The organism is Streptomyces sp. NPDC002324 (genome assembly GCF_053593335.1).
Window position 1 is genome coordinate 290,427 of sequence record NZ_JBSFCF010000002.1, and the last position, 15,763, is coordinate 306,189.

Here is a 15,763-nt window from a genome sequence, read left to right on the forward strand (position 1 = left end):
AGCAGCACCATAGTGCATACACATTGGAAGGGGAAGGGTTCACCCTCTGATGCGCAATGATGTCCGGGAGTGAGTCCATGGCGTGGACATTGCGAACCTGTAGGGCGCATCGGGGGAAAAGTCTGGCTGGAGCTCTGGACGTGAGGCTCGTCAGGTGTACACACTTAGCTCGGTGTCCGTGTGGGACGCGGTACACCAGAACCATGAGGAGTGCACATGTTGCGTGTCAAAGGTCTCCTGCACTACGGACTCCAGGTCCCGTCTCTCGACAGGGGAGCGGACTTCTACAGCGCGTTCGGGCTGCAGACGGCGGAACGCGGCAACGCGGTGGTGATCCGCTGCGACGGCCGGGAGCAGGACCAGACGGTGCTGACGGAGGGGCCGGTCAAGCGGCTGCACCACGTGGCGTTCGCGGTGGACACGGACTCGCTGCCCGAGTGGCAGCGCCACCTGGAAGGCCTGGACCTGAAACTGCTGGACCCCCCGGCCGACGTCCCCGGCGGGCTCTGGTTCCGCGATCACGAGGGCAACCTGGTCAACCTCCGTGACGAGCGGATCGCCCCCTGGCGCGAGTTCGGGACCACGGACGCGCAGGACGCCAACGTCGGCGACCGAATCCGCCGTATCGACCGGGCCCGCTGGCTGACCGCGACCGAGAAGACCCGACCCCAGCGACTCGGGCACATGCTGATCTTCAGCACGGATGTGAGCGCCTCTGAGGCCTTCTACACCCGCACACTCGGGCTGCGCCTGTCGGACCGCATCGTCGGCGGGCCCGTGTTCATGAACTCGGGGCCCGGCGACCACCATGTCTTCGGCTTCGTCCCGGCGGAACACCCCGGCCTGCACCACTCCAGCTGGATGGTGTCCGACATCGACCAGATCGCCAGGGGCGCGCAGGACATGGCCGCGGATGGCTATGCGAAGGGCTGGGGCCTGGGCCGTCACACCCTCGGCTCGAACCTCTTCCACTACATCCAGGACCCCTGGGGCAGCTGGATCGAGTACTCCGGTGACATGGACTGCATCACCGAGAACTGGCAGCCGAACGACTGGGAGGACCTCCCGGCCGCCGTCTGGAGCCCCGAAGTGCCGGCCGACTTCATCACCAACCAGGAGGAGAAGCCTTCCTGACCGCCGTCACTCGACGCGACGGATCCATCTCCCGCACGAAGAAATAGACCATCCCCCGCAGGAAGGTTCGTCATGCCCCCCTTGCTGAGCGCGCTCCGCCCGCCCGGCGGGCCCACCCGGCACCTGACCGTGGGCGTCTTCCCCGGCGCCGGCACCGTGCACATCCATCACGCCCTCGCCTCCGGGTACTTCCGGCAGGCAGGACTGGAGGTGAACCTCGTGCAGGTCGTCTCCTCCGACCGGCAGCTGGCCGGCTGGAACGACGACGACTTCGACCTCATGCACACCTCTCCCGACCACCTGCTGCGCGGGCTGCTGAAGCGGGATCCGGTGGCCGTGCGGGCCGAGGGCATGGGCGAACTGGCCGTGCACCGGCGCCCCGGAGCACCACTGCCGACGGACCGCTGGGCGGTCGACAACGCGCGCAGTGCCTTCGCGTTCGTCCTGCGCGCCGTGCTCGCCGACGTCGCCGACTCTCCGGTGACCGACGACCAACTCGTCCCCGTCGGGGGCACGTTGCAACGGTTCCAGGCCCTGTCGACGGACGCCGTGGACGGGACCACACTCCACCCGCCGTTCGACGTCCTGGCGGCCGAGCAGGGGTTCCCGCGCGTGGGCGGCCACCTCCAGGTCGCACCCGACCTCATCACCAACGTCGTGGTCGCCCCACGAGAGGCCGCCACCGCGTGGCACACCCGGGCCTATGCCGAGGTCTGCCGCTGGAGCACCGAGGAGTTGCTGGCGTCCGGCGGACCGGGCATCGAGGTCGCTCTGCTGCGGCAGGGCCTGCCCGAGGCCGCCGTCCGGGCCGCGGTCCCCGGCCTGCTGGGACCCGCCGGCCTGTCGACGCCGCCCGAGGTGACCCCGCGCGGCATGGAGGCGGTGGCCGACCTGCGCCGCCGCTTCTCTCCCGACCGGCGACCCGTAGGCCCTCTCACGTCCCTGATCGGCCCGTAGGACGCGGCGGCGCGTCGGTCGCCGCCGGCGGGTTCGGCCTCAGCGCGTGCCCGACGCGCTGATCACGGCACTACCGGATGTCGGAACCGCCGACCCGAAGGTCGTTGTCGACCAGCGGCTGCGCCATGGACTCGGGACTGGCCGTGTCGCCCGCCGCAGGGCGGATGCCCCGGCTGACCGGTTCCTGCATCGGAGACGACAAGTCGGAGACGACAAGGGATCGGGCTGTACGACTTCGAGGTTGTACCGGTACCGGCGCTGCGGCGCCAGGGCGAGCCGGTGCTCTCCGCCCCGCGACGTGTGCGGACGCGAGAACGCCCCCGGGGAGGCGATGGCCGGGCTCGCACCGTCCGTCCGCCCCTCCGGCGGTACCGCCGATGCAGGCAACGCCTCGCCCCCTCGAAGAGGGTGCCGCCGCCGTGTTTCCTCGCGGACGAGGAGGGACTCAGGGCGACCGTCCGCGAACCGCCGGCCGGCCCACGTCAGCGCCTCCGCCGTGACGCCCGGGCGGGGTGCCTCGCCGAGTGGCTCGAGCCCGTCAAGATCCTCGACCCGCGGCGTGGGGCCTTGCCATCGGTCGGCTCGGAGGGGCAGGGCCTTGCCGTCGTGTGCGAGCGATCAGGAGCGGGGGTCGGTCATCAGGCCCCCGCCGGCGCGACCAGGTCCTGACCGCAACCCACAGGTGGATACAGTCACCTGTCGTCCTTACTCGGGCGGAAGCAGGCGGAGCGAACCGAGACACCGGAGTTGGGTGGATCCACCGTATCGTCTGCATACACCCTGGGTAGACTGCCTCCGTGAGCAGGAGCAGAAACGAGTCCCCCGAGGACCAGCAGCCGGCCGACAGCGCGAGCGACGGGCAGGCGCGGTCCGTGCCGTCGGGCGGAAGCCCCGCGGGTGCCGCGGGCGGGCGCCGCCTGGCTCTCGACGTCCACGGCCGGCTGCGCGCGATGATCCTCAACGGAGAGTTGCCTCCGGGGTCGGTGCTGCTCCAGGCCGAGATGGCCCGGAAGCTGGGTGTCAGCCGTACGCCCATGCGCGAGGCGTTCCGGCTGCTCCAGGAAGAGGGGCTCATCGACGCACGGCCCGATCAGCGAGCACGGGTGCGCGCGGTGGACCCCGAGGACCTCGACGCCGTCTACGGCGCCCGCATCATGCTCGAAACGCTCGCCGTCAGCATGACGGCCAAGTCGTTCACGACCGCTGACATCGAGGGCATGAGTGACGCCCTGAAGCGGATGCAGGGGCTGACGGTCGACGAACACCCGGACGAGTGGCACGCGGCGCACCACGAGTTCCACGGCATCGCCACCCAGGCGGTGGGGCCACACCTGCAGCGCATGCTCGCGTCGCTCGGCGAGCACAGCGAGCGTTACATCCGCCTTGCCCAGCTGGGCACGCCCGCGACCTGGGGCAAGGCGTACGCCGAACACGAAGCGCTCCTGGAGGCCCTGCGCAAGGGCGACCCGGCCGAGGCCGCACGCGTGGTCGCCCGTCATCTGGCACGCACCGCGCTGAGCGTCCTGGCGGACATCGCCCCCGAGTACGAACCCACGGCCACCCGGACGGCCCTGGGGATGGCGGGCAACGGTCAGTCCTGACGTCAACGCCCCGGGAACCCCACGGATTTCGTCACGTCCACGTCGGGCCCTGGGATCCGTCGGGCCCCGGGATCTTCCCCCGTGGTGGTCACCATCCCCGGCCGACGTCCCGCGCCACGGCGAGCAGTGACAGGGCCAGTTCGGACAGCCGGCCCCGGCCCCGGGGGCAGCGGACGGTCCCCCTCCCCCGGGGAGCTGTTGCGGTAGCGAGCCCGGAGGCGCTCCGGTGGCAGCTCGGCGAGCAGAGCCTTTCCGCCCGAGGTCGCGTGGGCCGGCAGGAGGAGGCCGGTGCGGAAGCTGACGCGCAGCGCCTGCGCGCCTTCGACCCCGTCCAGGAACCGGATGCGGTTGCCCTCCAGCACCATCAGGTGGGTGGTCTCTTCCTACTCCCAGGTACGCGAGCCCCGACCAGCGGGCGAGTGAGATCGAGACAGCGGCCCGTCACCCGGCCGGCGAGCTGCGCGCGGACCTGCTCGCGGCTGACGGCCGTCCTGCCGAGGGACTCGCCGCGTACGAGACTCGTTCGACGACCTGAGGTCAAAGATCAAGCTCAGGTCAGAGCCGTCCCCAGCAGCTCGACGCGATGCGAAGTCGTTCGAGCGCTCACACCGAGTATGCCGAAGATGAGATCACGGCCCATCGTTGCGCCCACCAGCGTATTCACCGGGCCGAACGAGGCCGCCATCGGTGTGGTCGCGGCTCCGGCCGTGACCTTCGCATCTTGGCGCGACGCGATGAAGGCCGGGACATCGGCGGGCCGGATCAGCGGACCGCTCGACCCTACTCGGAGGCCGCAGCCTCCCATGATCATCGACGCTCCGCGCTCAAGGCAGGCTTGAGCGCACAGTTCCGGCAGCGATGCGGGACGGTCGGCCGCGACAACGAGGAACCCACCTTCGCGCAGGTACGGCATCAACGCCTCGCTGGTCGTGATGGTTTCCATGACGGCGGTCGGCTCCGCTTCAGGGAGGCGCTCACGCACCCACTCGCGGGCCACATCCACCTTTGCCTGTCCGACGTCACAACGCCTGTAGAGATACTGGCGGTTCAAGTTCTCCAGCGCGACCCGGTCGCCGTCCACGAGGGTGAGCCCGCCCACGCCCGCACCCACGATCTCAGCCAGCACCGCGCCGCCGATGCCGCCGACTCCGAGAACGGTCACGTGCGCCGCGCGCAACCGATCCTGTGCCATGCCGGCATCCAGGCCCAAGGCCGCGAAGTACTCGACCTGGTTCCGCCAAGCGGACGAGTGCCACGAACGGTCGAACGGCGCGACTACGAGGCGCAGCTGAAGAAGCGTACGCACGATGGCGTCCACTCGGCTTCCGCTCGGCGCTGGGAGGCCGGCCGGATCATCGGAGACCGCTTTGATCCATTCGAACATCGATTCAGGGCAACGTCGGACCAGCAGTACCTCGTCGGAGAAAACGCGCAACTCGTCGCCGTCGCGGGACCAGGTCGCCGCAGGCGAGAGAACGTAGCGGTCGATTCCGTCAGCCATTCCTGGCCTTCCTTCAGAGCGAGATCACCGTTCGACGCAGATCATGGAGAATCCGGGCTCCAGCCGAACCGGGGGAAGCGCACAGCGTCCATCGATGGCCAGGGCCGACCTGCCAGTGCCTCGCGCTGCAGCCAGTGGCCTCGGAGACGCAAGAGTGGCAGGACCGGACACTGCTCGCGGACCGCTCGACGCAGCTCGTCGCACGCCTCATCGTCGTCCGGGACTTCTGACAGCCGACGCACCAGCGGCGCGAGGACAGGGTCACGGCGCGCCGGGTCGAGCAGGTCCAGAGCACAGATCGGATCTTCGAAGAGCGGGCCTCGCAACGCGAGGAGCAGGTCGAAGGAGTGCGCCGAGCCCGAAACGAAGTCGGCGGGTGCCAGCTCGACCTCTACACCGAGATTCTCGCTCAGCTGAGCCGCGACCTCTTCGGCCACGACCAGGTTGGGGTAGTAGTCCCAGTACCCCAAGCGCAGCCGTTCGCCGGAGCCGACGGTGCTCGGCGGCGCCTCGACGTGATGGTCGGGCGTTGCCGCCTCCACACCGTTCCAGCACCGTGCGACAAGACGGTCATAGCGAATCGCGCCGAGGAGTCGGCGACGGAACTCCGCGTCGCCCACCGCCGACGGACTGTCGGGGGTGATCTCCAGACGCATCTCGATCGCGGTCGGTGCCGTATGGAACACCTGGCTGCCCGCGAAGTCCGGGACCCGATCGAGCGGAAACGCCGTCGCGCACGTCACATCTACCTCGCCTCGCCGGAACCTCGCCGGGGCGTCGTGCGGATCGTGGCGGACGAGTATCCGTACAGGCGGCGTGCCGGCCTTGACGGGTTCGAGCCAGTACTCGTCATCGGCGGTGCGCACGGCACGCTCGTACGCGCCGGAGGACAGCTGCCCGCACGAGGAGATCGGAGCGAGATCGACGCTCCGGAGCAGGCTTGGAAGGTGCGGCGCCTGGCGGCGGAGCTCGATGACGAGTGCGTCCTTCGATGTGCGGACCGCGCGGATGTCGAGTAGGAACCGCTGGAGCGACGGAACCGTGAGCGCGGTCCGGATCGCCCGGGCGTGATCGCGCGCACGCACCGGGCTGCCGTCGGAGAAGGACGCGCCCTGCCGGACGCGGTAGTGCTGGCTCAGCCCATCGTCCGCGACCCGGACGAGATCGAGCCGGCTGCGTTGGCTCGCCGCGGCGAACCAACGGCTCAGGTAGTCGCCCCCCGTGGGCCCGTGCCATCGGATCGGGTCGTCGTCCACCTCGACAACGACGGGGCGCGTCACGTTCACGCGGTCAGGAGGGGGCTGTCGGACGCAGGAGGAGTCGGTTCGGGGGCGTCCGGCGAGGTGTCGAGCTGGGCACACAACCTTGCCACCGCCGTCGCGACCTCGCGCTGCCGACCGGGGGCGACGTTCGCGAGGAGAGCTTCGCGTTCTTCCCGCTCGCGCGGCATCAGAGCCTTGAACACCTTGGCCTGCACAGGCGTCAGGCGGAGAGTCAACACCTCTGCCTCACTTGCGCGATACACGACCACGGCGGTCGGACGGCTCAGCTCCGGCTTCCAGATGATTTCGCGCGGATCAGAAATCATCGTGACGACGTCGACATCGAGGTCCGCGATCAGGAAATGTGGCTTGTCCCCTACGGTGGCGGGCCGCCGGTACACGTTGACGAGCTCTTCCTCGACCTCGTCTCCCCGGAACTCCGCAAGCATCGAGTCGTATGCGAACAGCGCCCTGGCGGCTTGCGCATGCACGCCGTCCATGTGCGCCAGAATCTCAGCGAGCGCTTCCGCGATGGGCATCGCAGCCCGTTCGAGCAGTGCGTCGATGACTTCAACGTATGTGAACTCCGCGCCCTGCTTGAGGAATCGCAGCAGGTGGTAGTAGCGGCGTGTGAAATACCTTGAAAGGCGCAATACGTCCTGATAGTATTCGTAGTTTCGGTTTTCGCTGCGTATGAAGCTGAATCCGGTGAAGGTCTTCCTATCGTCCCTGATGAGCGCGCGGACATCCGGCGGGAGGAAGGTGCCCATGGCGTCCAGTTCGCTCTCGAGCGGTTCGAGTTCAGCTCGGTACTCATCTGTGATCTCAGCGCCGGGAAGCGGCTGGAGCACGCTGAGGTCGCTGTTGGCGGCACCGTAGGCGATCGCGTCGAAGACGACCTCCAGTGACTTCTCAAGGTCCTCGGGACTCTCGTCCGGGTATCCTACGATCGTGTTCGTCTCGAACTGGATGCCCACTTCGTGGGCTGACCGGAAGAACTCATAGGTCCGCTTCGTCGAAGGCATCTTCAACATGGACTTGAGAATCTTCTCCGACCCTGCGTCCGTGCCACAGAAGATGTTGAAGCATCCCGCGTCGGCCATGCGCCGCAGAAGGGACGGGTTGACGTTGTCAGGTCGGACCGCGCAACCCCACTCGAACATGTCGTTGTGCTCGGAGAAATAGGACACGAACTCGTCGAGATACGTGCGTTTGTTGGCGAAGTTGTCGTGCAGGAAGTTGAACTGGGTCACCCCATACGTGCGGTGCAGGAAGCGAAGCTCATCGAGGATGACCGCGGGATCCTTGATCCGGAAGTCGCGATCCCAGAACGTCGACGTCATGCAGAACTTACACGAATAGGTACACCCGGAGCCGATGTGCACATCGAAGATGTGCGGGGTCGACAGGCGGATGTAGTCGCCCATCGGTACGGCCTCGTACGCGGGCATCGGCACAAGGTTCAGGTTCGTGGTCGGCTGAGGGCCGCTGGACACGGACTGGCCGTTCACACACGACCAGAAACCGCGTACCTCGGCGGGATCGGCCCCGTCGGCAATGGCGTCCGCGAGAGCGGTGATCGCGAGCTCTCCCTCGCCGCGGCACACGAAGTCGACGCAGTCGGCGAAGCGTGGGAGGGCGTCGGGGAAGACCCCGAACGTCCCGGGTCCTCCGAGGACCACCGTGACATCGGACCGGAGCCGCTTGACCTGACGCCCGATGAGAAGGCATGCCGGGAGGGTGTCCGCGAGACAGGTGAGGCCGAGAATGTCGGGATCGGCGGCGAGCAGACGAGCGCAGGTCTGGTCGAGCCAGTCAGCGTCACTGGGCTCGAAGGCGCCGATCCGGTGCTCGTACTCCAGGTCGACGACGACGGTGGGATGACCATGCGTCATCAGCGGTGAGGCGATGCAGAGCAGTCCGAGAGGAACGAAGAACGGAGAATTGACGTCGGCATTGATCAAGGGCCGGCCGAGCGTCACGCGAGCACTCTGCGTGGACGATCGAACCGACACCTGGCCCTCTCCGGCAAACGAGAGGGCCAGTCGTTTCGAAGTCGGCATCAGGTGCGATCAGCAGCGCCGAGAAACGATGGCACCCAAAGTTGCCGATGACAGGGTGATCAGCTCGACATCATCGGCGAAGTCAGGGCCTTCCTCGTCGGAGAAGAGCACCATTTCCGGCTCCGCCTCGTCCATCGCCTTCACCGGACGTTCCTGTACTTCCTGCGTCATCGTTGTCCCCTCTTCGCCTTGACTGGCACCAACAGCCCCATCTCATACAGTCCTTGGCGCCCCGTCAATAGGGAGTCAGCGCGCCGTCCCGGTGCAACACCGGATCCCGGACCCATCGGTCGATGCGCGGCGATGATGTTGCCGCGCATGAGGAAGTGCCCTGTGGCCTGCGATGACGGGAGTTCTTCAGGCTTCCGGCATGCAAGATCACCAGGACACTTCTCCAGACGCATTTCTTGAATCCGAACCTGATCGTGTACGGGGGGCCGGCGCTGCTGGTGGGGGCCTCTCCCTGAGTGGCGGACGCAATGACACCGGGTCTGCCTGATGGAGGAGGAATCGAGAAGCCACCGACGCCAATTCGATTCCGCTTCTCCCGCGGTCGTCGGCGCAGCAGGTGGTGAACGTCCTGGTCAGGTCTCTCGTCGCGCCAGAGAGAGAAGTAGTACTTCACCGCTCCGGGTGGGGGCGTTTCGTGGGGCAGGGAATGGTGACGGCGTGCGGTTCCGGCAGAGGCTCGCGTGCACGGACTCCCGCCTGGAGTACTTGCCCCGATCTCCGCTGACCGGCGGACGCCGGGTTTCCCGCCCCTTGTAAGGCATGATCGAGTCTGGGTAGGCTGCGGCCGGTCCGGAACAGTGCCTAGCGGAGACGTCGCCGTTTGACGCTGTTCACCTTCCGAGGCTGAACATGGATGATTTCCCGCCATGTGGCGCAAAAGGCCAAGGCGCTGGAATCAGCAGGTCGCTGAAGCCGATTCGGTGATCACTTCATTCAGCGAGCCCAGTCATTCAAGGCGTTCGGCAGGGTCCCTGTCGGCGGTCATGAGGTTTCTCGAGGCTGAGAGATCATCTCCCGATGAACACTCGGTCCACGGTTTCCGCATCAGCCTGGAGGGTGTAGGTGCCATCTGCCCTAGTTGCAATGTGTCTTCAGTCATGTGACATCCGGGACGGAGCTAGGTTGTGACGTCTTTGCAGGCCAACGTTCCTGATCTGGAATCCGCGGGGGTCCCGTTCTTTCCGATTCCCAGGGCGCCCGGCTGTCCGCTGGATCCGGCACCTGAGCTCGCCGAGCTGCAGGAACGGGCGCCGCTGGTCCGAGTCCGGCTTTGGGACGGCAGCACTCCGTGGCTGGTGACGCGGCACGCGGAGCAGTGCGCGCTACTGTCGGACCGTCGGGTCAGCGCGGACTGGATGCAGCCGGGCTACCCGTTCGACAGTCAGTTTCTGCAGGACCACCACGAAGAAGGTCAGTTCCTGACCGTCATGGAAGGCCCCGAGCACCTCCGGCTGCGTCGGATGATCGCCCGGCCGTTCACCCCCCGCATGGTCGAGCGACTGCGGCCCACAGTCCAGCAAGTCGTCGACGACCACATCGACGCTCTGCTGGTCGGCCCGAAGCCGGCGGATTTCGTGGCGGAGTTCGCCCTGCCGATTCCGTCCATCGTCATCTGTCACGTGCTCGGCGTCCCTTACGAGGACCACGACTTTTTCCATCACGCCATCAGGACAGTGACCGGCAGCGGCGTCCCGGACGATGTCGTGAACAAGTCCCAGGGCGAGCTGTATCGCTACCTGGCCCGTCTGATCGGCCGCAAGCTCGATGCCCCCGATGACGACCTGTTGTCCCAGCTGGCCACCGAACGGCTGGCCACCGGCGAGCTGAACCGGCACGAGCTGGTGATGCTGGTCCTGTTCCTGCTGGTCTCGGGGCACGAGACCACGGCCAGCATGATCGCGCTGGGCACGCTGGCCTTGCTGCTCCATCCCGACCAGATCGCTGTGCTGAAGGACGCCGACGGCCCCGAGGTCGCTGCGGCCGTCGACGAGTTGCTCCGGTACCTGACCACCGTCCAGCCCGGCCGTCGCCGCGTGGCTGTGGAAGACATCGAGATCTCCGGGCAGCTGATACGCGCCGGCGAGGGTCTGATCCTCCCGGAGGAGATCGGCAACCGCGACGAAAGAGCGTTCCCCGGTGCCGAGGCGCTGGACCTGCGCCGCGATGCCAGCCGGCATCTCGCCTTCGGGTCCGGTGTGCATAAGTGCACCGGGCAGCCGCTGGCCCGCTTGGAGCTCCAGGTCGTGTTCGCCGCCCTGTTCCGGCGCATTCCGACACTGGCCTTGGCCGTCGACCTTGGCGACCTCCCGTTCATGGACGACGGGCTCGGGTATGGCGTCAAGAGAATGCCCGTGAGCTGGTAAGTGAATGCGGTTGAGCCGGTGACTGGAGGCGGCGTGGAGTTGTTGCAGATCGGGCACAGCCGGCCGGAGCCGGAGCCGAGTCTGCCAGTGGTGGAGGAGGGCGCGCTCTCGGTCACGCTGGTGTGCATGCCCTGGGCTCTGGTTGACATGCCGTCTCTGGCCATCAGCACGATCGCCCCGCTCTTCGCAGGGCGTGGCGAAGTCGGACGGCTGGATGCCCTCTACGCCAACATCCGGTGGCTCGACTACCTCACCCACAGGGTCGGCCTCGCCCGAGAACACTACGAACTGGTCGTCGACGCCGAGGTTCTCGGGGTCGGAGAATGGATTTTCTCCAGCTGTTTCCGCCCTGATACGGACCCTCGCAGGACGAGCTTCTTCGAATTGCTGCGAGGGCGCGAGCAGGTCGACGCCTACTGTGAGATGTTCCGCGCCGCCCCCCGCTTCGTCGACGAGTTGGGCGAGGAGATCGTCGAATCCCGCACGGACGTGGTCGGCTTGACGACGACCTTCGATCAGAACATCGCCTCATTCGCGCTTGCGCGGCGAGTGAAGGAGCTGTCCCCGACCACCGTCACAGTTCTCGGCGGGGCGAACTGTGACGGCGTCCAGGGCACGGCGATCCACCAGGCCCGCACCGAGATCGACTATGTCGTCCGGGGCGAGGCGGAGCACTCGATCGCACCGCTCATCGCGCACATCGCGGCTCGTCGGAGTGGTCGGACCGATCCACAGGACGACGCGGCACGCGCGATTCCAGGACTCTGCTGGCGATCCGGTCCGGACGGCGCCTCGGTCAGCAATTCTCTGGGGACCAGGCCCATCTTCATGGACGTCGTCCCAGAGCCCGTCTACGACCACTACTTCCACGAACTGAAAGGATCCGCGCTCAGCGAGCTCGTCGATGTCAAGATCCCGCTCGAGGCCAGCAGAGGGTGCTGGTGGGGGGCCAAGCACCACTGCACGTTCTGTGGCTTGAACGGATCAGCAATGGCTCACCGCGCCAAGCCGCCGGAGCGAGTCAAGGCCGAGGCTTCTCGGGCCATTCGGCGGCACAACGTCCTCGACCTCGTGTTCACGGACAACATCCTGGGCCCTGACCATGTGCGCCAGCTCACCACTGACATGGCGCTGCCGGCCGACTGGGACGTCCGGCTGTTCGCCGAGGTGAAGTCCAACCTCGGGTTCCACCATCTCGAAGCGCTCGCTCGGGCCGGCTTCACGCAACTCCAGCCGGGCGTGGAAAGCCTGTCCACACCCGTCCTGCGCCTCATGCGCAAGGGGGTCACCGGGTGGCAGAACGTGCGATTCCTGCGAGACTGCGCGACCTGCAGAATCTTTCCGTCGTGGAACGTCCTCGTTGGTTTCCCGGGAGAGGACGACCACGAGTACTCGGCATTGGTCGAATCGCTTCCGGCCCTTCACCACCTCACCGCACCCGACGGTGTCCACCGCATCCTGTTGACGCGGTTCAGCCCCTACTTCGATGACCCCGAGCTCGGTCTGCAGAATCTGGGGCCGTCGGGCGAGCTCACCCGCGCCTACGAAGGGGTGGTCGATGCTCTCGATGACCTCGTCTATGTATTCGACTCCGAGCCCGCCGGCATATCAGCGGGTATGTACGAGACGTTGTCCGAGGCGGTTGGCGTATGGATGGCGAACTCATCGACGTCGCGGCTGGTCGCCCTGCCGGCATCGGAGAACTCCCTCGTCGTTGTCGACGACCGCTACGGTTGGCCCTCACGCGAACTGGTGCTCTCACCGGGTCTGGAGACTGAGGCCTACCGTGCGCTCGCCAAAGGGCGGACCCTCCCTGCACTCGCGCGCCAATTGGACGATCTCGGGATATCAGTGATCGACGGCCGACTCGGAGCGCTCGTCGAGGAGTGGACCACGCTCGGGCTCACGTTCCGCGAGGGTTCGACGTACCTGGCGCTGGCGACGGGACTGACCTGGTGACCCCATCGGCAGCACGCCCGCGGACGAGCCGTCGGCACCTGTTCGCGACGATGGAATTCGGTTCCGTCGACAATCGGGCAGACCTTGTCTCCCTGGCGCGAACGGGATACGCCGGAGTTCGGTTGTCCGGACATCACGTCATGCCGTCCATGCCCGATCGCGCTCTCGTCGCCCTGATCGCGCTGCTGCGCGACGCGCGCGGCGTCGGCCTGCGGGTCTTGTGGAGTGGCGAATGCGGCGAACTCGACGTCCGATGCCTCCAGCACCTCGATCCGCCGCGTCGGCCTGACGGCACTTTCGTATGGTCGCCACGAGCTGATGCGCAGCTCCTCGCACGGCGCGGTCCGACGGTCATCTCCGTCGACGATACGCGTCTAGGCCCCCGCCGACGCATCGTCATCGACCGCTCCACACCAGCGGCGAACGTTCTTGAGGCTGTCGACTGGGGGCGCGAGATCACGACCATGGAGCGGGCCGGCATTCACAGCCTCACACTGGACGGCTTGGCTTTCTCTTCCGGTGACTACTGTGTGGGGCTTCCCGTACGCCAGGGGATCAGGTGTGTCTGAGAGGGTGTTCGAGATCTGCCTCCTGCCGAACAGGGCCTGGTACGCGCCCCCAGTACGTGGGAACGTCGCGCCCGTACTGTCCGCACAGACAAGGCATTCCGTCCTGCGCTCGCACGCACCAGGTCTCGCTCGGCCCGCCATTCGGGCGGACGAAGCCAGATCGCAACGACGCACTGAGCGCTTCGCTCGCTCGGGGACGGCGGAAACCTTGATCCCGGGCGGTCACAGAACTCGCGTGCGAGCCGACCAGGCTCCGGTACCCTCACAGGGCGCGGTCGCCGCCCATGGCCGTGCTCCCGGGAACCAAGTGACGAGATCCGGGATTCCCTGAGCGTGCGCCCAGGCCGGCTCCAAGACGTGCGCACCGTTTCCAGGTGCACGCTACCGGTTCCAGCACTTGCCATCTCCACCGAGGATGGCCGCGGCGTCGGCAACGGTTCCCGGAGGGCCGGCCCCATGGCCTGCGCGAAGTACGGACTGGAAGTTCCGGTCGACGGCGGAGGCCCAACATCAAATGATCACCGGAGTCACCAGGGGGAGACCGCGGCATGACCGGCACCACCAAGGCCCTTGGCGGGTCGGCTGCAGTCGACGATGCGGCACGAAGCGTCGCGCGCCCGTTCTACGTATACGCCGTGCTCGCCAACTCGCTGTTCCAGCGCGGCGTATTCGTCCTCTTCCTGTATCAGCGGGGCTTCTCCGCCGGGCAAGTGGCCCTACTGCAGACACTGCTCTATGTGGTCAGCGGACTCGCGGAGTTGCCGACCGGAGTCATCGCCGACCGAATCGGCAGGCGTGCCAGCATCGTGATCGGCCAGGTGCTGATAGCCGGATGCCTGCTCGGTCAGGTGACGTCTTCCAACTACTGGGTGTTCCTGACGCTGTTCATCGGCCAGGGTGTGGGCATGGCCTGTGTATCCGGATCGGACACCGCCCTGCTGTACGACACGCTCGTGCGTGGCGGTGCAACGGCCGGCTACGTCAAGATCAAGTCCCGGTTCACCATGCTCGGGACGGTCACCTCGGGAGTCGCCATCGTACTCGGCGGCCAAATGCAGCAGATTTCCTGGGGAGTCGTCTACGCCGGTTCGGCGGCGTGCCTTGTCCTGGCCGTGGTGGTGCTGATGTCACGGGTGCCCGAGATTCGCGGCATGGACGCGGTGGACGAGCAGGACGGAGCCGAGCAGCACGGTGACGCCACAGCATGGCGGGCGATGCTTCGGGTCGCCACGCCGGCGCTCGTGACGCTTGTCGTGGTGTCCGGACTGATGCATGCGACTTTGACGCCGTACATCATTTTCACGCAGAAGACCCTCTCCGATCAGGGAGCGGGCACGGCATTGGTCAGCCTGGTCATATCGGCGGGATTCTTCGTCGGCGGGCTCACTCCCCTGCTGTCGGACCGCGCGGACCGGCGCATCGGGTATCGGGTCATCGTCCCGGTGTCTCTCCTGACGCTCGCAGCGGCGCTGGGCCTGAGCGGCCTCGGCCTTGTCTGGGTCACCATCGCCGCGTTCCTGGTCCTGGGGGGAATTCCCGAGATCACCGCCGTGCTCGTGGACAACGTGTTCAACGAGGCAGTGCCGTCGCGCCACCGGGCGAGCCTGCTGTCGATGATCGCATTCGTGGAGTCGGCGCTCATCGGCATCGGCTATCTCGTCCTCGGCGCGCTCATGGGCGGGTTGGGCTCCAGTGTGGGCATGGCCACCTACGCCGCGGCCCCCCTGCTGGCATGCCTCCTGTGGCTCCCGGTGCTCTTCCGAGGGGCACGCGTGACCACCGAGATCGAGAAGCCCGCCGACCAAAAGGCATCCTGAAACAGACCATCTCGAGCAACGCACCTGCCCCATGGGGGCGTTGCCGCCCGGGGCGAGATACTTGCGTTCACCGCCTGCAGAGGTTCTCCGACGTCTGCGCTCGGACCGGGTGACGCGCCGCCCGCCCACCCGTGCCACGCAGGGGGGCCGGATTCCCAAGCAAGGACCGGCGTTCCGCCTGGCCGAGCCAGGAACCTGGGCAGATCCCGACGCAGCAGACCACTGACCGCTGTGGCCTGGCCGCGACATGGCCTGGGACCGTATCCCTCCCCGCCTGTGACACCGCTCCGCACGGCTCGACCACAACGGCGAAGTCCCCGTCATCGAAGGCACGTCGATCCGCCTCCAAGTCGGCCACCTGCCCCAGGGCTCAGTGCATCCAGACCACCCATGTGAGGGCCTGGAAGAAGCCAGGCTTCTGAGGGCTGTAAGAACCAAAGAATGTTCTTCGTCTGCTGGTGGTGCAGGGGCCGACGCTGCTATGGCCAGTGCAAACGTCGTCCTTCTCGGCTGCGATCGGCTCGC

13 protein-coding genes are annotated in these 15,763 nt (G+C 67.0%); 7 read left to right on the plus strand and 6 right to left on the minus strand.

All coding sequences use genetic code 11. The features are described from left to right. Positions 1-216: 216 nt before the first annotated feature. Positions 217-1,134 (plus strand): VOC family protein, encoded by a 918-nt coding sequence (locus ACWCRJ_RS04310; RefSeq protein ID WP_450937829.1) that lies wholly within the window; start codon positions 217-219, stop codon positions 1,132-1,134. 72 nt (positions 1,135-1,206) lie between these two features. Next, on the plus strand, positions 1,207-2,091 hold the full coding sequence (locus ACWCRJ_RS04315) for an ABC transporter substrate-binding protein (protein ID WP_450937830.1): 885 nt from the start codon (positions 1,207-1,209) through the stop codon (positions 2,089-2,091). A 70-nt stretch (positions 2,092-2,161) separates the two neighbouring features. On the opposite strand, the gene ACWCRJ_RS04320 is transcribed toward ACWCRJ_RS04315, so the two are convergent. Beyond that, positions 2,162-2,293 (minus strand): hypothetical protein, encoded by a 132-nt coding sequence (locus ACWCRJ_RS04320; RefSeq protein ID WP_450937831.1) that lies wholly within the window; start codon positions 2,291-2,293, stop codon positions 2,162-2,164. 595 nt (positions 2,294-2,888) lie between these two features. Between ACWCRJ_RS04320 and ACWCRJ_RS04325 the strand changes: the two genes are divergently transcribed. Continuing rightward, the gene (locus ACWCRJ_RS04325) at positions 2,889-3,692 is read left to right on the plus strand and encodes a GntR family transcriptional regulator (protein WP_450937832.1); all 804 of its coding nucleotides are present in this window, start codon (positions 2,889-2,891) and stop codon (positions 3,690-3,692) included. Positions 3,693-3,694: 2 nt separating this feature from the next. Here ACWCRJ_RS04325 and ACWCRJ_RS04330 read toward each other — a convergent pair whose 3' ends face one another. From ACWCRJ_RS04330 to ACWCRJ_RS04350, 5 genes are all read right to left on the minus strand, one after another. Continuing rightward, positions 3,695-4,060, minus strand: a complete 366-nt coding sequence (locus ACWCRJ_RS04330) for an IclR family transcriptional regulator domain-containing protein (protein WP_450938153.1) — start codon at positions 4,058-4,060, stop codon at positions 3,695-3,697. A 182-nt stretch (positions 4,061-4,242) separates the two neighbouring features. Further along, a complete protein-coding gene (locus tag ACWCRJ_RS04335; protein ID WP_450937833.1) occupies positions 4,243-5,193 on the minus strand; it encodes a ThiF family adenylyltransferase in 951 nt (316 codons plus the stop codon). Positions 5,194-5,234: 41 nt separating this feature from the next. After that, positions 5,235-6,479 carry a hypothetical protein gene (locus ACWCRJ_RS04340; RefSeq protein ID WP_450937834.1) on the minus strand — a complete coding sequence of 415 codons (1,245 nt, stop codon included), beginning with the start codon at positions 6,477-6,479 and terminating at the stop codon, positions 5,235-5,237. Continuing rightward, positions 6,476-8,437, minus strand: a complete 1,962-nt coding sequence (locus tag ACWCRJ_RS04345) for a B12-binding domain-containing radical SAM protein (protein WP_450937835.1) — start codon at positions 8,435-8,437, stop codon at positions 6,476-6,478. The genes ACWCRJ_RS04340 and ACWCRJ_RS04345 overlap by 4 nt, the downstream gene beginning before the upstream one ends. A gap of 90 nt (positions 8,438-8,527) precedes the next feature. Next, positions 8,528-8,689, minus strand: a complete 162-nt coding sequence (locus tag ACWCRJ_RS04350; protein ID WP_450937836.1) for a hypothetical protein — start codon at positions 8,687-8,689, stop codon at positions 8,528-8,530. A 965-nt stretch (positions 8,690-9,654) separates the two neighbouring features. Between ACWCRJ_RS04350 and ACWCRJ_RS04355 the strand changes: the two genes are divergently transcribed. The 4 genes from ACWCRJ_RS04355 to ACWCRJ_RS04370 all read left to right on the plus strand — a co-directional run bounded on the left by ACWCRJ_RS04355 (position 9,655) and on the right by ACWCRJ_RS04370 (position 15,238). Further along, the gene (locus ACWCRJ_RS04355; RefSeq protein ID WP_450937837.1) at positions 9,655-10,893 is read left to right on the plus strand and encodes a cytochrome P450; all 1,239 of its coding nucleotides are present in this window, start codon (positions 9,655-9,657) and stop codon (positions 10,891-10,893) included. A 33-nt stretch (positions 10,894-10,926) separates the two neighbouring features. Beyond that, on the plus strand, positions 10,927-12,852 hold the full coding sequence (locus ACWCRJ_RS04360; RefSeq protein WP_450937838.1) for a RiPP maturation radical SAM C-methyltransferase: 1,926 nt from the start codon (positions 10,927-10,929) through the stop codon (positions 12,850-12,852). Positions 12,853-12,902: 50 nt separating this feature from the next. Continuing rightward, positions 12,903-13,421: a DUF5825 family protein gene (locus ACWCRJ_RS04365; protein ID WP_450937839.1), complete on the plus strand. Its 519-nt coding sequence runs from the start codon at positions 12,903-12,905 to the stop codon at positions 13,419-13,421. A 548-nt stretch (positions 13,422-13,969) separates the two neighbouring features. After that, complete coding sequence (locus ACWCRJ_RS04370) at positions 13,970-15,238, plus strand: MFS transporter (protein WP_450937840.1); 1,269 nt, start codon at positions 13,970-13,972, stop codon at positions 15,236-15,238. Positions 15,239-15,763: the final 525 nt, after the last annotated feature.

What these genes read in the sequence shown, in the direction of transcription:
- ACWCRJ_RS04350 (WP_450937836.1), bottom strand. Translation starts at nt 8,689, where the DNA reads ATGACGCAGGAAGTACAGGAACGTCCGGTGAAGGCGATGGACGAGGCG.
- ACWCRJ_RS04370 (WP_450937840.1), top strand. Translation starts at nt 13,970, where the DNA reads ATGACCGGCACCACCAAGGCCCTTGGCGGGTCGGCTGCAGTCGACGAT.
- ACWCRJ_RS04310 (WP_450937829.1), top strand. Translation starts at nt 217, where the DNA reads ATGTTGCGTGTCAAAGGTCTCCTGCACTACGGACTCCAGGTCCCGTCT.
- ACWCRJ_RS04365 (WP_450937839.1), top strand. Translation starts at nt 12,903, where the DNA reads ATGGAATTCGGTTCCGTCGACAATCGGGCAGACCTTGTCTCCCTGGCG.
- ACWCRJ_RS04335 (WP_450937833.1), bottom strand. Translation starts at nt 5,193, where the DNA reads ATGGCTGACGGAATCGACCGCTACGTTCTCTCGCCTGCGGCGACCTGG.
- ACWCRJ_RS04315 (WP_450937830.1), top strand. Translation starts at nt 1,207, where the DNA reads ATGCCCCCCTTGCTGAGCGCGCTCCGCCCGCCCGGCGGGCCCACCCGG.